The organism is Bradyrhizobium sp. USDA 4454 (assembly GCF_054822705.1).
Genome location: NZ_JBTRCN010000001.1, coordinates 104,372 through 122,766, shown reverse-complemented (window position 1 = coordinate 122,766; position 18,395 = coordinate 104,372). Strand labels below are relative to the sequence as shown.

Sequence of the window (18,395 nt, the reverse complement as noted above, 5' to 3'; positions counted from 1 at the left end):
AATTCGGCCAATTGCCTCGTTCACACCGGACGACTATCAGGGTGCCATGAAGCTGACCGAGACGCTGACCGACCTCGCCAATCCGACCAGGTTTCTGGTGCTGACCGCGCGCATCCTGCCGTGGCTCGCAGGCGTGACCGCGATCCTGCTCGCGATCGGGCTCTACCAGTCGGCGATGGCGCCCGACGACTATCAGCAGGGCGCCACGGTCAAGATCATGTTCATCCACGTCCCGAATGCGTGGCTGTCGATGTTCGTCTGGGGCGTCATGAGCGTCGCCGCGCTTGGCACCTTGGTGTGGCGGCATCCGCTTGCCGACGTCGCCGCGAAAGCCGCCGCCCCGATCGGCGCCGCCTTCACCTTCCTTGCGCTCGTCACCGGCTCGCTATGGGGCCGGCCGATGTGGGGCACCTACTGGGAGTGGGATGCGCGGCTGACCTCGGTCTTGATCCTGTTCCTGATGTATCTCGGCCTGATCGCGCTGTGGCGTGCGGTCGAGGACCCGTCGCGCGCGGCGCGGGCGGCGGCGGTCCTCACTCTTGTGGGCGCGATCAACATCCCGATCATCAAGTTCTCGGTCGACTGGTGGAACACGCTGCATCAGCCGGCCTCGGTGTTTCGCGCCGGCGGGCCGACGCTCGACAAGGCATTCCTGTGGCCGCTGTTGGTGATGGCGATCGCGTTTTCGCTGCTGTTCATCACGTTGCATCTTGCGGCGATGCGCAACGAGATCCTGCGCCGGCGCGTGCGCAGCCTGCAGATGATGCAGGCGAGCCGCGTCTCGTTCGCGAGAGAAGCAGGCGCCGGCTCGCGTGACGGAAGCGCGCCCAAGGGAGCGGGGTGACACGATGTCGCTTGGTCCCTACGCCTCGTTTATCGTGACGTCCTACGCGCTGGTCGCAGCCGTGGTGCTGCTGTTGATCGTCTGGATCGTCGCCGACTATCGCCGGCAGCAGACCCGCCTCAAGGAGATCGAGGCCAGCGGCATCATCCGCCGCTCCGGCCGCAGCGCGGCGGACATCAGATGAGCGACCAGGCGACCGATAGCCCGCCGCAAACCCGCCGCCTGCTGGTGGTGCTGCCGCTGCTGATCTTCCTCGGGCTGGCCGCCCTGTTCCTGCTGCGGCTCTATGGCGGCGATCCCTCAAAAATTCCGTCGGCGCTGATCGGCCGGCCGGCGCCGCAGACCGCGCTGCCCGCGCTCGACGGCCTGGTGAAGGACGGCGCTCCGGTCCCCGGCCTCGATCCCGCCGCGTTCAAAGGCAAGGTCTCGGTCGTCAACGTCTGGGCATCCTGGTGCGTGCCCTGCCATGACGAGGCGCCGCTGCTGACCGAACTTGGCAAAGACAAGCGCTTCCAGATCATCGGCATCAACTACAAGGACTCGCCCGAGAACGCGCGGCGCTTCCTCGGCCGCTACGGCAATCCGTTCGGCATCGTCGGCGTCGACGGCAACGGCCGTGCCTCGATCGAATGGGGCGTCTACGGCGTGCCCGAGACTTTCCTGGTCGGACGCGAGGGCACCATCGTGTACAAGCTGGTCGGCCCGGTGACGCCTGACAACGTCAACAGCGTGCTGAAGACCGAGATCGAGAAAGCGCTGCACGCGGGACAGTAAGCGCATCGTCATTCAGCGGTGCTGTGAACCGCTGGTGAATGACGAGGAGAAATGCCTGCGACAAAATACTTCGTCGCATTTATCTGCGGTTCATTTCGCGGCCACGGCAACGCCACGAACGCAACCCCAACTCAGCAGCGTTGACATCAACGTTCCTCTGGAGGGGACATATGCGCAAGACCACACTCGCTTCACTTCTCGCCACCGCGCTGACGTTCGGCATGCTGACGGCCACGCCGTCGATGGCCCAGAGCGTTCAGCCGGCCACGCCCGCCACCAAATCGGAAGCCAACAAGATGGCTCCCGCGCCGAAGGCTGCGACACCCGACGCGAAGACGACGGGAATGGCGAAGGACGACCTGCTCGACGTCAACAGCGCCACCGCCGACCAGCTCGACGCGTTGCCCGGCGTCGGCAAGGCGTATTCGGCTGCGATCATCAAGGGCCGCCCCTACAAGGGCAAGGATGAGCTGGTGCAGAAGAACATCCTGCCGCAGGCGACCTACGACAAGATCAAGGACAAGATCATCGCCAAGCAGAAGAGCTGAACTCTGAAGAGTTGATCACCGAGACCTCGAACGCAGCGCGGGCAATCGTCCGCGCTGCGTTTCGAGCTACTTCCGCAGGTCGCCGGCGTCCGCCTCGCTGGTTTCCAGCGAGACCGGCTCGAGGTGATAGCGCTTGGTCAGCGGCATCTGCGCGATGGCGAAGATCATGGTCAACGGCGTCACGCCGAACACCTTGAAGTTCACCCAGAAATCCGTGGTCTGCGTGCGCCAGACGATCTCGTTGAGAACAGCCATGGCGGCGAAGAACAGCGCCCAGCGCAGGGTCAGGATGCGCCAGCCCTGCGGCGTCAGATTGAACATCTGGTCGAACATCACGGCGATGAAGGAGCGGCCGAACAATAGCCCGCCGCCGAGCACCGCCGCGAACAGGCCGTAGATGATGGTCGGCTTGACCTTGATGAAGGTCTCGTCGTGCAGCACCAGCGTCAGGGTGCCGAACACCAGCACGATCGCGCCGGTGACCAGCGCCATGATCGGCACGTGCCTGGTCACCACATAGGATGCGATCATCGCCGCGACGATCGCCACCATGAACGCAGCCGTCGCGACGAACAGATGGTACTTGGCGTTCGCGACGAAGAACACGAGCAGCGGCCCGAGTTCGGTCGCGAGCTTGAACAGCGGATGCGGCTGGGTCTTGTCCATCAATTCAGTCCATTGAACTCGTGTCTTGTGAACTCGTGTCTTGGCCGTCCTTCGAGACGGCGCTTCGCGCCTCCTCAGGATGACGACCTTTCGTACCGTCATCCCTGCACAACGGTTTTGCCGTTGATGCTGGAGGAGCGCGCATTTGCGCGCGTCTCGAAGGATGAATTACTCGATCCCGGCAATCGCCTTGGCAAAATCCTTGGCCGTGAAGGGCGCGAGGTCCTCGACGCCTTCGCCGACACCGATGAAATGCACCGGCAGCTTGTGCTTCTCCGACAGCGCGACAAGGATGCCGCCGCGCGCGGTGCCGTCAAGCTTGGTCATCACCAGGCCGGTGACCCCTGCCGTACGATGAAACGCCTCGACCTGCGACAGCGCATTTTGTCCCACCGTGGCATCGAGCACGAGCAGCACCGCATGCGGCGCCGACGCATCGACCTTCCTGATGACGCGCACGACCTTTTCGAGCTCGTTCATCAGCTCCGACTTGTTCTGCAGCCGGCCGGCCGTGTCGATCAGCAGCACGTCGCGCCCCTGCTCCCTGGCCGCGGTCAGCGCGCTGAAGGCGAGGCTCGCCGAATCCGAGCCTTGGGCACCGGCAATGACCGGCGACTTGGTGCGCTCGCCCCAGACCTTGAGCTGCTCGATCGCCGCGGCGCGGAAGGTGTCGCCGGCGGCCAGCATCACCTTGCGGCCCTCGGCGGCGAATTTCGCGGAGAGCTTGCCGATCGTCGTGGTCTTGCCGGAGCCATTGACGCCGACCACCAGGATGACAAACGGCTGCTTTGAGCCATCGATCTCGAGCGGCTTCGCCACCGGCGCCAGCACCTTCTCGACCTCGGTCGCAACCACGTCCTTGACCTCGTCGGCCGAGATCGCCTTGTCGTAGCGGCCCTTGCCGACCGCCTCCGCGATGCGGACCGCGACATCGGTCCCGAGGTCGGCGCGCAGCAGCACATCCTCGATGTCATCGAGCATGGCCGAATCGAGCTTGCGCTTGGTGACAAGGTCGGCGACCGCGGTCCCGATCGAACTCGAGGTCCGCTTCAGGCCGCCTTTCAGCCGCTGCCACCAGCTCTGTTTGGGAGTTCCCGCAGTGGTATCGTTCATGGCGCGGGTGTGTTAGCCGTTTCGGCTCACAAACGAAAGTCTCGACGAATTGATCGATGTTCACCAATTGACCGCGGAAGAAATCCTTGCGCGGGTGCTCCACCGCGACGGGCTGATGCTGGTGATCGACAAGCCGGCCGGGCTGCCGGTGCATCGCGGCCCCAAGGGCGGCCCCAATCTGGAGGCCTCGTTCGACGCGCTGCGGTTCGGGCTGCCGCGGCCGCCGGTGCTGGCGCATCGGCTCGACAAGGACACCTCCGGTTGCCTCGTCCTGGGACGCCACCGCAAGGCGACCGCCTCGCTCGGGCTGTTGTTCAAGCACAGCAAGATTTCGAAGTCCTATTGGACCGTGGTCGAGGGCGGCCCCACCGAGGACGAAGGCACCATTGACATGCCGCTTGGCCGCCTCAACGCCGAGCGCGGCTGGTGGCAGAAGCCGGACCCGGACGGGCAGAAGGCGATCACCAAGTGGAAGGTGCTGGGGCGCGGCGACGGCTTCACCTGGCTCGCGATGGAGCCGGTCACCGGCCGCACCCATCAGCTGCGGGTGCATTCCTCGGCGATGGGCTGGCCGATCGTCGGCGACAATATCTATGGTAACGGCCCACGCTTCGGCGAGCCGACCCTGCATCTGCATTCCCGCGAGATCGGCATCCCGATTTCCCGCAACAAGGACCCGGTGCATGTCGTGGCGCCGGCGCCCGCGCATATGCAGGCGCGGCTCAAGGCCTGCGGCTGGAACGGTGAGTAAACCTCCGTGATTTTACGGAGCATTATCCTTTACGGAACATTCAGCCCGATCCGGTAGTTCTGCAGGCGGCTTAGAAAAAGCGCGCCGCGACGGGCTCAGGACGAGCAATGCTGAATGATGGGCAAGCAATTGTCGACGAGGTCGAGGCTGCGATACGCGCCGGCTCCGCCGAGAAATGCATCACCACGGCCAAGCGCGTCACCAGCCTCTTCCTCGCATCCGCCGGCAGCTTCAACAGCGAGCAGGTCGAGCTGTTCGACAATGTGCTCGAGCGCCTGGTAAAGACCATCGAGTTGCGCGCGCTCGCCGACATCAGCGCCCGGATGGCGCTCACCGACATCAGCGAGCAGCTCGCACCGATCGCCCAGGCCCCGCCCGCGCTCATTCGCCGTCTCGCGAGCAATGACGAGATCAGGATCGCCCGGCCGGTCCTGCAGGAATCCTCGCGGCTCGGCGCGGACGACCTGGTCGAGATCGCGCAGACCAAGAGCGAGCAGCATCTGCTCGCCGTCGCCGGCCGCTGGTGGCTGAAGGAAGTCGTCACCGACGCGCTGTTGGCCCGCAGCTTTGCCAGCGTCAGTCATCGTCTCGTCACCAATCCCGGCGCCAAGCTGTCGCCGGGCGGCTTTGCGGTCATCCTGGCGCAGGCCGAGCACGATCCCGTGCTCGCGGTGCAGACCGGCGTCCGCGCCGACCTGCCCTCGGAGCTCCGCCTTCAACTGCTGCGCGATGCAACCGAAGAGGTTCGCGGCCGCTTGCTGGAACGCGCCCCGCCCTATCTGTTTGAGGAGATCAGGAGCGCGATCGCCGCGGTCGCTGCCGGCGTCGAGCGCGACATGTCGCAGGTCCGCGATTTCACCGCGGCGAAGCGCCAGATCGCAAAGCTCAGGGATGATGGCGATCTCAACGAGGCCGCCCTGCTCGGCTTCGCCAGACAACGAAGATACGAGGAGACCATCGTTGCGCTGGCGGAGCTTGCGCCGTCGAGCATCGAGGTGATCCGCTCCCTGATGCAGAGCCTGCGCAGTGAAGGCTTGCTGGTGCCGTGCCGCGCCGCAGGCCTGAGTTGGGAGACCACCGCCGCGGTGATGGAATGCCGCTACACGACCGGCTCCATGGGACCGGTCGAGCTCGCCCGAGCCAAGAGCCAGTTCATGAAACTGACCCGCGAGAACGCCGATCGCCTGCTGCGGTTCTGGCAAGTCCGCGGCGCGCACCCTCCGAAGCCCGGCGGACGCGCGCATTGAAGGCGTCGCGCGCGAGGGCGCGACTTGATTTCGATTCAACCTGTCAGACAGGGTATTGGGTGTCATTACCCGAAAGCGGGTGATCCAGTATTCCAGAGACAGGGGTACCGAGCGGAGCGGCCGCGGCGCACTCGGCGGGGGCAGCACCCCATCCAGCATTCCGCGCCGTCGTACCGGAACGACGATGCGCGGAAGTGCAGTCGCAATCACGACGTGATCAAAGGCGAGCGATGCAACCAAGTGTTGGTTTGCAACTGGTCGAGGACGAAGCTCGCGACGTCGTCGCGCGATATGGTTCCGCCATGGAAGCCGGAGAGATCCGTCAGAGCGCGAACCGAACCACTGCCGGGCTTGTTGTTCAGGACGGAGGGACGCACCAGAACCCAATCGAGGCCGCTGTCCCTGACAATGGCTTCCTGGCGGTTCTTGTCGGCGTACACCTTCTTCAGCAGCAGCGGGAAGATCGCCTTGTCGAACAGGAAGCCGCCGTGCCCGGCACTGTCACCAGCACCGATGCCCGTAATGAGAACCAGGCGCGAGACCCGCTCGGCTTTCATCGCGTTGACGAGCGCACGCGTCGCGGTCGAGAGCAGTGTCACCTCGCCGAATGGGCTCGCCGGCGTGCCGAGCGCGCTGATCACGGCGTCCTGGTCCTTGAGCGCGGCGCGCAACCCGGCTTCGTCGCGAGCGTCTCCGATGACCAGCCTGGCACCTTCGAGATGACGCGCTTTGTCGGGCGATCGCACCAGTGCGGTGACCTCGTGACCGCGGGCTTGCGCCCGGCCGACAATCAGGCGTCCGGTGCCGCCGGTCGCGCCGAGCACCAGTATTTTCGAGGGGGAAGTCTTTGGGCTGTCGTTGATGGGATTGTTCATGGCTGCCTCCGTGGCTGGCGATGATCAGAGCTTGCCTTCCGCGAGCAGTTCGCGGGTGCGCTTCAGCGTCGAGAGCAGCGCGGCCTTGTAGCCCTTGTCGCTGTCGAACTGCGTCTGCTCGGCCTGCTCTTCCGGACCGAAGGGCTGCTTCCCGCGCAATCCGATGTAGCAATAGAACCGCAGCTGCAACGCGCCGGTCCCGTCCTCGAACAGCTCGTTGACGATCGCGCCTTCGCGCGGACGGGCGGCCTGGAAGAAGGTGACCTTCTTCTCCGGTTCGAAGACGACGATCTCGCGCAGGTCATCGCCGGCGATGGTCGCTTCACGCACGATGTGCGTCGCGCTTTCCTCCACGACTTCGCAGCGGGTGCAGAGCTTGGGCGGCAGAAACAGCCGGGCGTCCATCGCCTTGCGAACCAGCCCGGTCCATATCTGGGCGCGGGTCAGCGGAGTCATGCCCCCCGGATTCACCGGGACGGTGGCAATCGAATAGATCATGGCCTCATCCTTGATTGTCGTGATGGGTGGTGCGCCGCCCTCAGGCGGCGGCCGTGATCTCGGCGACGAAGTCGCGATACGATCGCAGCGGGCGTCCCAGCAGGCTGGTCAGACGCTCGACGTCGCCGGCCTCGGGGATCATCCCGTCGGTAAGGAAGCGCTCGCTCATCAGCCGCATGTCGAACGCCATCCAGCTCGGCATGAACTGCCGGAGGTTCTTCTCGAAAGCGGCGGTATCGTCGCCGGGATAAGCGATCGTTCGACCGAGCACGTCCGACCAGATGGCGGCCGCCTTCGCGCCGGTCAGCGTGTCGGGACCGACGAGGTTGATCCGGTCGAGCGGCGTATGGGAGGCCTCGCGGCGGATGAGCTCGATGGCGGCGATCTCACCGATGTCGCGCGCATCGATCATGGCGAGGCCCTTGCTGCCGATCGGCATCGGGTAGACGCCATATCCGGTCACCACGTCCTTGATCGTGAGCTCGTTGCTCATGAAGTAAGCGGGGCGCAGGATCGTGGCGTTGAAGCCCATCTGCTCGATCATCCGCTCGACGCCGAACTTGCCGGCGAAGTGCGGCACATTCACGTAGACGTCGCTGTGGATCACCGAGAGATAGACGAGCCGCTCGACTCCCGCCTCGCGCGCCACGTTGAGCGCAATCAGCGCCTGGGTGAATTCGTCAGGCACCACGGCGTTGAGCAGAAACAGCGTCGAGATACCCGCGAATGCGCGGCGCAGCGAGTCGACGTCGAGCAGATCGCCCTTCGCGGCGGCGACGCCGGCCGGGAGGTTTGCCTTGGCCGGGTCGCGCACCAGGGCGCGCACGTCGGCGCCGCGCTTGACGAGGTGTGCGACGACGCTGCGGCCGACGGTTCCGGTGGCACCGGTCACGAGGATGGTCATGGGGATCACTCCAGTTGGGGTTGGTCAGCACCCCGGAAATTAGTGATCCACATTCGGACCGATAGATGCTATTTTTGGACAGACCGTCTCACTGGTGGAACATATGGATCTGTTCGCGCTCACCGATTTCAATCTGGTCGCCCGCCACGGCGGATTCGGTAAGGCCGCCCGCGCCTCCGGACGCCCGAAAGCCACCCTGTCCCGCCGGGTCTCCGAGCTGGAGAGCAGCCTCGACTTGCGCCTGTTCGAGCGGGGAACGCGCGCACTGAAGCTCACCGAGGAGGGACGCGCACTTCATGAACGGACCGGCGCCTTGCTCGCGGAGCTCGACGAGACCGCCGCCGCGATCGCCTCCGGCGGCGACAAGCCGCGGGGCAGGTTGCGGATCAGCGCACCTTTGCTGTTTTCGCAGACCGCGATGGGCAAGCTGGCGGCTGCATTCGCGCTCAAATATCCCGCGGTGCGGCTCGAGATCACCACGGAAGACCGCGCCGTCGACATGATCGAGGAAGGCTACGACCTCGTGATCCGGGTCAATCCGGACCCGGACGAAAGCCTCGTCGGACGGATATTCATGCGCGATCGGCTGGTGGTCGTGGCGAGTCCCGCCCTCATCCGTCCGACGGCGGATGTCGCTGTTCCGGCCGTGGTGCGCGGGGCAAGCGACCTGGACGCCAGCTGGGACGCGGTGGCGCAGGGACGCAATCTGCGAATCAAGACCGAACCGGCGCTTCGCCTGTCGTCTCTCATCATGGTCCGCGATGCGGTACGCGCAGGCGTTGGCGCTGCGCGGCTTCCCATCTCGCTCGTCAGCCGTGACCTGGCCGCCGGCAAGCTCGTCCACTGGGGCGACGTCGACGGACCGGACATCGCGCTCTGGACGCTGTATCCCTCACGCCGGCTGTTGAGCGCTCGGGTCTCCGCATTCCTTGAGTTTCTGAAGCAAGCCTTCCCCTCGGGGACCCCCGCGGAGCTAGCGGCTTTCATCGACTGAACAGATGGGCATTACCTTTGGTCAGTCGTGTCGCGGCGCGCCCCGACGAGACGCGCACCGTCATGGCCCGCCACAACGAGCCGCCGCACCGTGCCCGGTACATCGCCCCCGATCGCGACCGGCAGGAAATGTTCGGTGCGGCCCTGCGTCTCGCTCTCGATCAACACCTCGCGGCTCGCACCGATCTCTGCAGCTAGCCTCCGCGCCAGCGCGGCTTCGCCGGCTGCGCGCAGCCGTCTGGCGCGCTCCCTGATCGCGCCGCCCTCGACCTGCGGCATCCGCGCGGCCGGCGTGCCCGGGCGGCGCGAATAAGGGAACACATGCAGGAAGGTGAGATCGCATTCGTCGACCAGCTCGAGCGAGCGCAAAAACATCTCGTCAGTTTCGGTCGGGAAGCCCGCGATGATGTCGGCGCCGAAGGCGATGTCCGGCCGCAGCCGCCGGACCTGCGCGCAGAAATCGATCGCGTCCTTTCGTGAATGCCGGCGCTTCATCCGCTTCAGGATCATGTCGTCGCCGGATTGCAACGACAGATGCAGATGCGGCATCAGCCGTGCGTCGTCGGCGATCACATCGAGCAGGTCGCGATCGGCCTCGATCGAATCGATCGAGGAGATGCGCAGCCGCTTCAGCTCGGGCACGTGACGCAGGATCTGCCGGGTCAACTGGCCGAGCTTCGGCGCGCCGGGCAGGTCGGCCCCATAGCTTGTGAGATCGACCCCGGTCAGCACGATCTCGGCATGGCCGCGCGCGACCAGCGCACGGACCTGATCGATCACCGCGCCCATCGGCACCGAGCGCGAATTGCCGCGGCCATAGGGGATGATGCAGAAGGTGCAGCGATGGTCGCAGCCGTTCTGCACTTGCACGAACACCCGCGGCAGGCCGCGCGCAAAGCCGTCGAGCAGATGCGGCGCCATCTCCGTCACCGCCATGATGTCGGCGACTGCGACCTTCTCGCTTGCGCCGAGATCGAAGGCGGCGCGCGTCGCGCGCCAGGCGTCGCCTCGCATCTTCTCGTCATTGCCGACGACACGATCGACTTCGGCCATCTCGGCGAACATCTGGCTCTGCGTCTGCGCCGCGCAGCCGGTGACCACGATGCGCGCCGTGGGCCGCTCGCGCTTCAATTTGCGGATCGACTGCCGGGCCTGCGCCACCGCCTCGTTCGTGACGGCGCAGCTGTTGATGACGATAGTGTCGGAAAGTCCCGCCTGCTCGGCCTCGCGGCGGATCACCTCGGATTCGAATGCGTTGAGGCGGCAGCCAAAGGTGATGACGTCGACGCCCATATCGATCTCACGCCCGATCAGGCGACGCTGGCGAACAGCGCCGGATCGAAGCGGCCCTCATATTCGAAATCGGCGGTGCCGGTCATCAGCACGTGGTCGTCGCGCTCGCGCCACTCGATGCCGAGCTTGCCGCCGGGCAGCGTGATCTCGACGATGCGATTGGCGCGCTTCAGCCGCGCTGCGGCCACCGCCGTCGCGCAGGCCGCCGAGCCGCAGGCCCTGGTGAGGCCGGCGCCGCGCTCCCAGGTCCGGATCGTGATATGGTCGCGATCGACGATCTGGGCGAGCGTGATGTTGGCGCGTTCCGGAAAAATCGGATGGTTCTCCAGCAGCGGCCCGAAGCGTTCGAGGTCGTAGGCATTGACGTCGTCGACCCAGAAGATCGCGTGCGGATTGCCCATCGAGACCACCGACGGCGAATGCAGCACCGGATTGTCGATCGGCCCGACCTGCAGCTCGATGTAGCGGGTGTCACGAAATTCCTCAGCCAGCGGAATGTCCTGCCAGCCGAACTTCGGCGCGCCCATGTCGACGGTGTAGAGATCGGGCGCCGGGCCCTGCCAGCAATTGAGCAACCCGGCGCGGGTCTGGAATGTCGCTGTGGTCTGGCCGGTCTTCTCGAAGATCCGCCGCACCACGCAGCGCATGCCGTTGCCGCAGGCCCCGGCCTCCGAGCCGTCATTGTTGTAGATCGTGATGTACGCCTCGGTGCCGTCGAGCCGCGGCGGCTGCAGCACCATCAACTGGTCATAGGGCGCTCCGGCCGGCGAAGCCACGGCGCGCGCCTCTTCGGCCGAAACCTGTGTCCGACCTTGTGCCTCTGAATCGCGCAGGTCGACGACGACGATCTCGTTGCCGATGCCGTTCATCTTGGCGAATGCGTGATTGGCGAGCGCGCTCATCGATTTTCCCAAATTCTGCCCGGTTATATGGCGAGTGAAGGCCCGTTGGCTAGTGCGGCGAATTTGAAGCTCCTACGGTGGCTCCGCGGGCTCTGTAGGAGCTTCAAATTCGAAACCGCACTAGGAACAATTGTTTGCTGGTGCTCCTGCAATTCCGAAGTTCGCACAGTTTCTGCCGCACTTGCTTGCGAACTTCGGAATTGGAGCACCAGCCTGTATGGCCCTATGACACATCTGTCATGGGACGAATGCAGAACTAGCGTGTTAGGACTAGCGCACCTCGCGGACCGCGCGCCGGGACAATCGAGCGGCCGTTTGAGGAAGGGGATGGAGAATACCGAATGAACCGCATCAACACGCTCCGCGCGGCCCTGGTCACGCTACTCCCCTTGGCCGCGATCGCACTGGCGAGCCCGGCACCTGCCCAGTCACCGGCCGCCTCGCCCGCCCCGGCGGCAAGCCCGAGCCCGACGCCCACCCCGGCGCCATCGGCAACGCCGGTGCCCCCGCCGGCCGAGACCAAGTCGCCGGCCGACAGCCCGGCCGCGGCGCAGAGCCCGGCGCCGCCGCCGGCCGCTCCGGTGCAGACCGCAGACCCCTTCGGCGAGCCGTTCACGCTGGAGCCGAAGAAAGTTGTCATGCTGAAGGGGACGGCCAACTGGGATTCCGCGTTCGACGCGCTGATCGAGGCGTTCAAGCAGCTCACCGCGCTGCTCGACAAGGATGGCGTCAAGGCGTCAGGCAATCCGATGATCGTCTACACCTCGACCGACGACACCGGCTTCACGTTCATCGCCGAAGTCCCCGTCGACCAGGACCTGAAGAACCTCGGCAAGAACATGAGCATGGGCAACTCGCCGGATGGCAAGGCGCTGAAGTTCGTCCATCGCGGATCCTACGACAACATGGACAACACCTACGAGGCGATCACCAATCACCTCGACGACAAGAAGCTCGAAGCCAAGGACACTTTCATCGAGGAATACATCACCGATCCGCTGAAGACCGCGGAGGACAAGCTGGTGATCAACGTCTACGTTCCCCTGAAGTGAGCCAGATGTCCTATCGCCTTCCCCTCGGCCTTTCTTGCGCCGCCATCCTCGTCGCGACCACGCTGCTGGCCGCGCCCGCCTTCGCCGACACCGATTTTCCGCCGGCGATTTCGGTCACCGGCGAGGCAACCGTATCGGCGGCGCCCGACCAGGCACAGCTTGACGCAGGCGTCACCACCGACGGCAAGACCGCACGCGAGGCCACCGAAGCCAACAATGTGACGATGGGCAAGGTGCTGGCCGCCCTGAAGGGCGCCGGCATCGCAGAGAAGGACTATCAGACCTCTCGGCTGTCGCTGCAGCCGCAATTCGCCAACCGTGCGCCGTCGTCGCCGAATGCGCCGCCCAGCATCGTCGGCTATCACGCCAGCAATCGCGTCACGATCAAGCTGCACGATGTCAGCAAGGTCGCTGGCGTCATCGATGTGCTGGTGGGCGCCGGCGCCAACGATATCGGCGGCCTCAATTTCTCGGTGTCGCAGGCCTCGAAGCTGCTCGACGAGGCCCGCGAAAAGGCTGTCGCCGACGCCCGCCGCAAGGCCGAGATCTACGCCAAGGCCGCCGGCGTCACGCTCGGCGCGCCGTTGAACATCGCGGAGATCGGCTCGGCGCCGGTGCCGGCGTTCCGAGCCAAGATGGCCACCGCCGGATTCGCCGCGCCGACGCCGGTGGCGCAGGGCGAGGAAACGCTGACCGTCAATGTCAGTGTCTCCTGGGCGATCAAGGAGAAGTAGAGCCACAGGCGTAGCCCGGATGGAGCGAAGCGCAATCCGGGGCCGATCTCTCCGCGGATAGTCCCCGGATTTCGCTTCGCTCCATCCGGGCTACTCTTCTGCTAAATCTCGAACACCTGCCCCGGCTTCAACGCCACGAACTTTTCGCGCGGCACGTTTGCCGCGTCGAGCGCCTCAGTGAGCGCTGTCGCGGGCGCATCCATCGCCTCGTCGGTCAACTGGAACGTGCCGTGGTGATGCGCCAGCGCCTGCGCGGCGCCGCAATCGGCCAGCGCCTTCACCGCGTCCTCCGGATTCATGTGCTGGTCCTGCATGAACCAGCGCGGCTCATAGGCGCCGATCGGCAGGATCGCGAGCCGCAACGGGCCGTGCGCTTCGGCCACCCTGCGGAAATGCCCGCCGTCGCCATAGCCGGAATCGCCGACGATGTAGAGCTTGCCGGCCGGCGTCTCCAGCACAAAGCTCGCCCACAGCGCCTTGTTGCGATCGAACAGCCCGCGCGCCGACCAGTGCCGCGTCGGCACCAGCGTCACCGCAAGACCACCTCCGAGCTCGACGCGCTGATGCCAGTCGAACGCCTCGGCCTTGATCGCAGCGTCAGCCGCGCGCATCGTGACGTCGTTGCCGAGCGGCGTGATCACGCGCGGCGCAAACGAAGCAGCGAGCTTCGACAACGTCGCGACGTCGAGATGGTCGTAATGGCCGTGCGACACCAGCACGACGTCGATCTTCGGCAGCTTCTCGAACGCGATGCCGGGATCGTTGTGTCGCTTCGGGCCGGCGAAGCTGAACGGCGAGGCGCGCAGCGACCACACCGGATCGAACAGGATGTTGAGGCCCCCGGTCTGGATCAGCCAGCTGGCATGGCCAACGAAACAGAATCGCACGTTGTCGCCATCGACCCGGGGCGGCGGCGTATCGGCATAGGGGCTCGGCGCCCATGCCGGCCACTCGGCGCGCTTGCGGCCGCCACCGAGCTGCCAGCGCAACACCTCGCCAAGCGATTTCGGCGGCGATCCGTCCGGGTCGAAGAAGTGCAGGCCGTCGAAATGATCGGAGACGGGGCCGTCATAGGTTTTCATCAGGGACATCCAGATCGAGGGCACGCCGAGCGCCGCAGCGGCTCCGGTCAAGCTTGCAAGCAGGCGGCGGCGGGTGATGGACAAGCGGGTTCCCAAACAGGAGGCGGGCTCCGGTTATATGGGTGGCCACCGCGAATTCGGAACCAACGCCGCAAATCGACGTGATTTCAGTATCTTAACGACAAGACCGGGTAGCCGGCGGCGAAACTTTCCTTGACTTTGCCGCCCCGGCAGCGTTTAACGCCGCGACTTTCTCGGAAAGCTCCGTCTTTTCGACCCGCCCACTGGTCCTGGAGGCCAGAGGCCAACGCCCGACAGCGCGATGCGCCCTCGGGCGCGAAAGTGTTTGGACCATCGTCTTGGCACTGTGCCAAGGCGGACTTCCCGCGAAAGCGGGTGATCCAGTATTCCAGAGCAGCTCGGATTGAACCGAGAGGCCGCGGCGTACTGGATACCCCGCTTTCGAGGGGTATGACGAGAAACGGGTGACGCGCGCTCACGGGCGCAACGAAGGACAACGGCATTGTTCGACAATTTGTCGGAACGGCTTGGTGGCATTCTCGATCGTCTGACGGGGCGCGGCGCGCTGACCGAAAAGGACGTCGATGCCGCGATGCGCGAGGTGCGCCGCGCGCTGCTCGAGGCCGACGTCGCGCTCGAGGTGGTCCGCAGCTTCATCGACCGGGTCCGCGAGCAGGCGATCGGCGCCACCGTCGTCAAATCGGTGACCCCCGGCCAGATGGTGGTGAAGATCGTCCATGACGAACTTGTCGCCACGCTCGGTTCCGACGGCCAGACCATCGACATCAACGCCGTGCCGCCGGTGCCGATCATGATGGTCGGCCTGCAAGGCTCCGGTAAGACCACCACCACCGCCAAGCTCGCACGCCGCATGGTCCAGCGCGACAAGCGCAAGGTGCTGATGGCCTCGCTCGACGTCTACCGCCCGGCGGCGATGGAGCAGCTCGCGGTGCTCGGCCGCGATCTCGACATTCCGACCCTGCCGATCGTCGCGGGCCAGATGCCGCCGCAGATCGCGCGGCGCGCGCTGGAAGCCGGCAAGCTCGGCGGCTACGACGTCGTGCTGCTCGACACCGCCGGCCGCACCACGCTCGACGAAGACATGATGAAGGAGGCGGCCGAGATCAAAGCCGCCGCCAACCCGCATGAAGTGCTGCTGGTCGCCGACAGCCTCACCGGCCAGGACGCGGTCAACCTCGCACGCTCGTTCGACGAGCGCGTCGGCCTCACCGGCATCGTGCTGACCCGCGTCGACGGCGACGGCCGCGGCGGCGCCGCGCTGTCGATGCGCGCGGTCACCGGCAAGCCGATCAAGCTGCTTGGCACCGGCGAAAAGACCGACGCCCTGGAGGACTTCCATCCGAACCGGATCGCGGGCCGCATCCTCGGCATGGGCGACGTGGTCTCGCTGGTCGAGAAGGCTGCCGCCAATATCGACGCCGAGAAGGCCGCGCGCACCGCCGAGCGCATGCGCAAGGGCCAGTTCGACCTCAACGACATGCGCGAGCAGCTGCAGCAGATGGCCAATATGGGCGGCATCGGCGGCCTGATGGGCATGATGCCCGGCATCTCCAAGATGAAGAATCAGATCGCGGCCGCCGGGATCGACGACAAGATCATCAAGCGCCAGGTCGCAATCATAGATTCGATGACGCGCCAGGAGCGCAAGAACCCGGACCTGCTGAAAGCCAGCCGCAAGAAGCGCATCGCGGCGGGCGCCGGCCAGAGCGTCGAGCACGTCAACAAGCTGCTGAAGATGCACCGGAACATGGCCGATATGATGAAGGCCATGGGAAGCGGCAAGCGCGGGCCGCTCGCCGGCATCGCGCAGGCGATGGGCTTTGGCGGCGGCATGAAGCCGCCCTCGGCCGAGGAGATGAAGGCGCTGGCCGAGAAGATGCAGGGCGGCGCCGGCGGTGGCCTGCCGAACCTGCCGAAGGATTTGCCCGCAGGGCTGCGCGGCGGCCTGCCGAACGTGCCGGGCCTGACCGGGCTTTCCGGCAAACCGATGCTGCCGGGCCTCGGCGGCTTCCCGGGCAAGAAGAAATGAGGACGCTTGCTCACTCACCCCATTCGTCATTCCGGGATGCGCCGACAGGCGCAGGCCCGGAATCCATATTCACGATGGTCGTTATGGATTCCGGGCTCGTCGCTTCGCGCCGCCCCGGAATGACGATTAGTTGAACACACACACTCGAACGAACAGAACTTAGGAGAACTAAATGTCCGTTGTTATCCGCCTCGCTCGCGCAGGCACCAAGAAGCGTCCGGTCTATCACGTCGTCGTCGCCGACTCGCGCTTCCCGCGCGATGGCCGCTTCATCGAGCGCCTCGGCCACTTCAATCCGCTGCTGCCGAAGGACAATGAGGCCCGCCTCAAGCTCGACATGGACAAGGTGAAGGCCTGGCTCGCCAAGGGCGCGCAGCCGTCGGATCGCGTGACCCGCTTCCTCGATGCCGCCGGCGTCAAGAAGCGCGAGCCGCGCAACAATCCCGAGAAGGCCGTGCCGCGCAAGGAGCGCAAGGCGCAGGCTGAAGCCGCCGCCAAGGCATAAGCTGAACGGCTGCTGCGGTGGCTGCGCCGGTCTGTGTCGCCCGTATCGGCGCTGCGCATGGTGTGCGCGGCGCGGTCCGGCTATGGACCTTCACCGAAGATCCGCTGGCCGTGAAGGATTACGGCCCGCTGATGACCAAGGACGGCGCGCGCCAGTTCGAGGTCACGCATGCGCGCGAGGCCAAGGACCATCTGGTGGTGACGCTGAAGGGCATCGCCACCCGTGACGATGCCGAACGTCTCAACGGTCTCGAACTCTACATTCCGCGCGACCGGCTGCCGGACACCGACGTCGGCGAGTACTACCACACCGACCTGATCGGGCTCGCCGCGGTGACGACATCAGAGCAGCCGCTCGGCAAGGTGATCGCGATCCATAATTTCGGCGCCGGCGACATCATCGAGATCGCCCCGCCGCGGGGCGCGACGATGCTGCTGCCCTTCACCAATGCGGTGGTGCCGACGGTCGATCTCGACGCCGGCCGCGTCGTGATCGAGTTGCCGCAGGAAATCGACGGCGACGATCCGTCGGCCGCCTGATCAATCTTCTTCAAACTGTCATCCGGCCCTGCTGCTCGAGCCAGTCGCAGAACACCGCGCTGTGCGGATCGTTGCTGCGGCCCGCCGGAAAATACGCGAAGTAGCTGCGCGCCGGCAGGCTGATGTCCGGAAACGGCGTCATCAGACGCCCCGCCGCGAGATCGTCCGCAATCAGCGCCGTTGGTCCCATCGCAACGCCGAGACCATCGAGCGCGGCCTGGATCGTCAGATAGAAATGATCGAAGGTCAGCGCGGCAGCCGGCTCCAGCGCGGAGTGCCCGGCCTCGGTGAGCCAGTCGCGCCACAGCCGCGGCATCGAGGTGACATGCAGCAGCGTGTGTCGCGACAGGTCCGCGACCTCATGCAGCGGCAGTTGCGCTGCCAGCCGTGGACTGCACACCGGCAATCGCCGCTCCGACACTAGGAAGCGCGACGAGAAGCCGTGGAAGGTATCGGGCCCACCGCGGATCACGACGTCGAATGATTCGGGCAGCGCATCCACCGGATCATTCGACGTGCTCAAGCGCACCTCGATATCCGGATGCTCGGCGCGAAACCGACTCATCCGCGGCAGCAGCCAGCGCAGGCTGAAAGTCGCGAGCGCATTGACATGCAGTACGGCCACCGTCGCATCGCTGCGCCGCGCGCGATGCTGCTGGACTGCCGCCGAGATCCGGTCGAGCGCCGGCGCGAATTCGGCGAGCAGCGCCGCGCCCGCCGGTGTCAGCACCACGCGCCGCACCGATCGCCGGAACAGCGCCGGTGCGCCCAGCCATTCCTCGAGCAGCCGGATCTGCTGGCTGACGGCGCCATGGGTGACGCTGAGCTCGGCAGCGGCTTCCTTGAAGCTGCCGAGCCGCGCGGCGGCTTCGAAGGCACGCACCGCATTGAGCGGCGGCAGGCTGCGGCGTGGAACGAACATGAATTCCTCCATACCAGATTTTCTAACGCATCGCTGGATTATTACTGGTTTGTGCCAGCGGCCGATCGGGCCCATATTGCGC

The 18,395-nt window shown here is 65.6% G+C and carries 21 protein-coding genes; 12 read left to right on the top strand and 9 right to left on the bottom strand.

The genetic code is table 11. From position 1 onward, the window contains the following. The first annotated feature begins 46 nt into the window (after window positions 1-46). The 4 genes from ACVIW0_RS00610 to ACVIW0_RS00595 all read left to right on the top strand — a co-directional run bounded on the left by ACVIW0_RS00610 (window position 47) and on the right by ACVIW0_RS00595 (window position 2,166). Window positions 47-844, top strand: a complete 798-nt coding sequence (locus ACVIW0_RS00610) for a heme ABC transporter permease (protein ID WP_461350549.1) — start codon at window positions 47-49, stop codon at window positions 842-844. A gap of 4 nt (window positions 845-848) precedes the next feature. Continuing rightward, window positions 849-1,028 (top strand): heme exporter protein CcmD, encoded by a 180-nt coding sequence (gene ccmD / locus ACVIW0_RS00605; RefSeq protein ID WP_461350548.1) that lies wholly within the window; start codon window positions 849-851, stop codon window positions 1,026-1,028. Further along, the gene (locus tag ACVIW0_RS00600; RefSeq protein WP_461350547.1) at window positions 1,025-1,618 is read left to right on the top strand and encodes a DsbE family thiol:disulfide interchange protein; all 594 of its coding nucleotides are present in this window, start codon (window positions 1,025-1,027) and stop codon (window positions 1,616-1,618) included. Before ccmD ends, ACVIW0_RS00600 begins: the two co-directional genes overlap by 4 nt. A gap of 170 nt (window positions 1,619-1,788) precedes the next feature. Continuing rightward, the gene (locus tag ACVIW0_RS00595; protein ID WP_461350546.1) at window positions 1,789-2,166 is read left to right on the top strand and encodes a ComEA family DNA-binding protein; all 378 of its coding nucleotides are present in this window, start codon (window positions 1,789-1,791) and stop codon (window positions 2,164-2,166) included. A gap of 66 nt (window positions 2,167-2,232) precedes the next feature. On the opposite strand, the gene ACVIW0_RS00590 is transcribed toward ACVIW0_RS00595, so the two are convergent. Further along, on the bottom strand, window positions 2,233-2,832 hold the full coding sequence (locus tag ACVIW0_RS00590; protein ID WP_461350545.1) for a septation protein A: 600 nt from the start codon (window positions 2,830-2,832) through the stop codon (window positions 2,233-2,235). A gap of 168 nt (window positions 2,833-3,000) precedes the next feature. Continuing rightward, window positions 3,001-3,945 (bottom strand): signal recognition particle-docking protein FtsY, encoded by a 945-nt coding sequence (ftsY, locus tag ACVIW0_RS00585; protein WP_461350544.1) that lies wholly within the window; start codon window positions 3,943-3,945, stop codon window positions 3,001-3,003. Between the two features lie 49 nt (window positions 3,946-3,994). Between ftsY and ACVIW0_RS00580 the strand changes: the two genes are divergently transcribed. Continuing rightward, the gene (locus ACVIW0_RS00580) at window positions 3,995-4,696 is read left to right on the top strand and encodes an RluA family pseudouridine synthase (protein ID WP_461350543.1); all 702 of its coding nucleotides are present in this window, start codon (window positions 3,995-3,997) and stop codon (window positions 4,694-4,696) included. Window positions 4,697-4,803: 107 nt separating this feature from the next. Further along, window positions 4,804-5,943 carry a DUF2336 domain-containing protein gene (locus ACVIW0_RS00575; RefSeq protein WP_461350542.1) on the top strand — a complete coding sequence of 380 codons (1,140 nt, stop codon included), beginning with the start codon at window positions 4,804-4,806 and terminating at the stop codon, window positions 5,941-5,943. A gap of 206 nt (window positions 5,944-6,149) precedes the next feature. Here the strand turns inward: ACVIW0_RS00575 and ACVIW0_RS00570 are convergent, their stop codons facing one another. The 3 genes from ACVIW0_RS00570 to ACVIW0_RS00560 are packed head-to-tail and all read right to left on the bottom strand — an operon-like array spanning window position 6,150 to window position 8,220. Beyond that, window positions 6,150-6,818 carry an NAD(P)-dependent oxidoreductase gene (locus ACVIW0_RS00570; RefSeq protein ID WP_461350541.1) on the bottom strand — a complete coding sequence of 223 codons (669 nt, stop codon included), beginning with the start codon at window positions 6,816-6,818 and terminating at the stop codon, window positions 6,150-6,152. A 24-nt stretch (window positions 6,819-6,842) separates the two neighbouring features. After that, the gene (locus ACVIW0_RS00565) at window positions 6,843-7,316 is read right to left on the bottom strand and encodes an SRPBCC family protein (protein WP_461350540.1); all 474 of its coding nucleotides are present in this window, start codon (window positions 7,314-7,316) and stop codon (window positions 6,843-6,845) included. Between the two features lie 40 nt (window positions 7,317-7,356). Next, window positions 7,357-8,220 carry an SDR family oxidoreductase gene (locus ACVIW0_RS00560; protein WP_461350539.1) on the bottom strand — a complete coding sequence of 288 codons (864 nt, stop codon included), beginning with the start codon at window positions 8,218-8,220 and terminating at the stop codon, window positions 7,357-7,359. A gap of 103 nt (window positions 8,221-8,323) precedes the next feature. On the opposite strand from ACVIW0_RS00560, the gene ACVIW0_RS00555 reads away from it, so the two are divergent. Further along, complete coding sequence (locus ACVIW0_RS00555; protein ID WP_461350538.1) at window positions 8,324-9,214, top strand: LysR family transcriptional regulator; 891 nt, start codon at window positions 8,324-8,326, stop codon at window positions 9,212-9,214. A gap of 11 nt (window positions 9,215-9,225) precedes the next feature. Here the strand turns inward: ACVIW0_RS00555 and mtaB are convergent, their stop codons facing one another. Both mtaB and dapF read right to left on the bottom strand, forming a co-directional pair. Next, window positions 9,226-10,506, bottom strand: a complete 1,281-nt coding sequence (mtaB, locus tag ACVIW0_RS00550) for a tRNA (N(6)-L-threonylcarbamoyladenosine(37)-C(2))-methylthiotransferase MtaB (RefSeq protein WP_461350537.1) — start codon at window positions 10,504-10,506, stop codon at window positions 9,226-9,228. A gap of 17 nt (window positions 10,507-10,523) precedes the next feature. After that, on the bottom strand, window positions 10,524-11,408 hold the full coding sequence (dapF, locus tag ACVIW0_RS00545; protein WP_461350536.1) for a diaminopimelate epimerase: 885 nt from the start codon (window positions 11,406-11,408) through the stop codon (window positions 10,524-10,526). A 341-nt stretch (window positions 11,409-11,749) separates the two neighbouring features. On the opposite strand from dapF, the gene ACVIW0_RS00540 reads away from it, so the two are divergent. Together ACVIW0_RS00540 and ACVIW0_RS00535 are read left to right on the top strand one after the other, a co-directional pair. Then, window positions 11,750-12,460, top strand: a complete 711-nt coding sequence (locus tag ACVIW0_RS00540) for a GyrI-like domain-containing protein (protein WP_461350535.1) — start codon at window positions 11,750-11,752, stop codon at window positions 12,458-12,460. A 5-nt stretch (window positions 12,461-12,465) separates the two neighbouring features. Next, window positions 12,466-13,194 carry an SIMPL domain-containing protein gene (locus ACVIW0_RS00535; protein WP_461350534.1) on the top strand — a complete coding sequence of 243 codons (729 nt, stop codon included), beginning with the start codon at window positions 12,466-12,468 and terminating at the stop codon, window positions 13,192-13,194. 101 nt (window positions 13,195-13,295) lie between these two features. On the opposite strand, the gene ACVIW0_RS00530 is transcribed toward ACVIW0_RS00535, so the two are convergent. Then, a complete protein-coding gene (locus ACVIW0_RS00530; protein WP_461350533.1) occupies window positions 13,296-14,360 on the bottom strand; it encodes an MBL fold metallo-hydrolase in 1,065 nt (354 codons plus the stop codon). Between the two features lie 439 nt (window positions 14,361-14,799). On the opposite strand from ACVIW0_RS00530, the gene ffh reads away from it, so the two are divergent. From ffh to rimM, 3 genes are all read left to right on the top strand, one after another. Then, window positions 14,800-16,347 carry a signal recognition particle protein gene (gene ffh, locus ACVIW0_RS00525; RefSeq protein ID WP_461350532.1) on the top strand — a complete coding sequence of 516 codons (1,548 nt, stop codon included), beginning with the start codon at window positions 14,800-14,802 and terminating at the stop codon, window positions 16,345-16,347. 172 nt (window positions 16,348-16,519) lie between these two features. Then, entirely contained in the window at window positions 16,520-16,852 is a 333-nt protein-coding gene (rpsP, locus tag ACVIW0_RS00520) for a 30S ribosomal protein S16 (protein ID WP_461350531.1), read from the top strand. Between the two features lie 17 nt (window positions 16,853-16,869). Next, window positions 16,870-17,391 (top strand): ribosome maturation factor RimM, encoded by a 522-nt coding sequence (rimM, locus tag ACVIW0_RS00515; RefSeq protein ID WP_461350530.1) that lies wholly within the window; start codon window positions 16,870-16,872, stop codon window positions 17,389-17,391. A 10-nt stretch (window positions 17,392-17,401) separates the two neighbouring features. On the opposite strand, the gene gcvA is transcribed toward rimM, so the two are convergent. After that, window positions 17,402-18,313 carry a transcriptional regulator GcvA gene (gcvA, locus tag ACVIW0_RS00510; RefSeq protein ID WP_461350529.1) on the bottom strand — a complete coding sequence of 304 codons (912 nt, stop codon included), beginning with the start codon at window positions 18,311-18,313 and terminating at the stop codon, window positions 17,402-17,404. Window positions 18,314-18,395: the final 82 nt, after the last annotated feature.

Excerpts from the sequence above, each read along its gene's own strand:
- ACVIW0_RS00610 (WP_461350549.1), top strand. The coding sequence starts at position 47 with ATGAAGCTGACCGAGACGCTGACCGACCTCGCCAATCCGACCAGGTTT.
- ccmD (WP_461350548.1), top strand. The coding sequence starts at position 849 with ATGTCGCTTGGTCCCTACGCCTCGTTTATCGTGACGTCCTACGCGCTG.
- ACVIW0_RS00600 (WP_461350547.1), top strand. The coding sequence starts at position 1,025 with ATGAGCGACCAGGCGACCGATAGCCCGCCGCAAACCCGCCGCCTGCTG.
- ACVIW0_RS00595 (WP_461350546.1), top strand. The coding sequence starts at position 1,789 with ATGCGCAAGACCACACTCGCTTCACTTCTCGCCACCGCGCTGACGTTC.
- ACVIW0_RS00590 (WP_461350545.1), bottom strand. The coding sequence starts at position 2,832 with ATGGACAAGACCCAGCCGCATCCGCTGTTCAAGCTCGCGACCGAACTC.
- ftsY (WP_461350544.1), bottom strand. The coding sequence starts at position 3,945 with ATGAACGATACCACTGCGGGAACTCCCAAACAGAGCTGGTGGCAGCGG.
- ACVIW0_RS00575 (WP_461350542.1), top strand. The coding sequence starts at position 4,804 with ATGCTGAATGATGGGCAAGCAATTGTCGACGAGGTCGAGGCTGCGATA.
- ACVIW0_RS00570 (WP_461350541.1), bottom strand. The coding sequence starts at position 6,818 with ATGAACAATCCCATCAACGACAGCCCAAAGACTTCCCCCTCGAAAATA.
- ACVIW0_RS00565 (WP_461350540.1), bottom strand. The coding sequence starts at position 7,316 with ATGATCTATTCGATTGCCACCGTCCCGGTGAATCCGGGGGGCATGACT.
- ACVIW0_RS00560 (WP_461350539.1), bottom strand. The coding sequence starts at position 8,220 with ATGACCATCCTCGTGACCGGTGCCACCGGAACCGTCGGCCGCAGCGTC.
- ACVIW0_RS00555 (WP_461350538.1), top strand. The coding sequence starts at position 8,324 with ATGGATCTGTTCGCGCTCACCGATTTCAATCTGGTCGCCCGCCACGGC.
- mtaB (WP_461350537.1), bottom strand. The coding sequence starts at position 10,506 with ATGGGCGTCGACGTCATCACCTTTGGCTGCCGCCTCAACGCATTCGAA.
- dapF (WP_461350536.1), bottom strand. The coding sequence starts at position 11,408 with ATGAGCGCGCTCGCCAATCACGCATTCGCCAAGATGAACGGCATCGGC.
- ACVIW0_RS00540 (WP_461350535.1), top strand. The coding sequence starts at position 11,750 with ATGAACCGCATCAACACGCTCCGCGCGGCCCTGGTCACGCTACTCCCC.
- ACVIW0_RS00535 (WP_461350534.1), top strand. The coding sequence starts at position 12,466 with ATGTCCTATCGCCTTCCCCTCGGCCTTTCTTGCGCCGCCATCCTCGTC.
- rpsP (WP_461350531.1), top strand. The coding sequence starts at position 16,520 with ATGTCCGTTGTTATCCGCCTCGCTCGCGCAGGCACCAAGAAGCGTCCG.
- gcvA (WP_461350529.1), bottom strand. The coding sequence starts at position 18,313 with ATGTTCGTTCCACGCCGCAGCCTGCCGCCGCTCAATGCGGTGCGTGCC.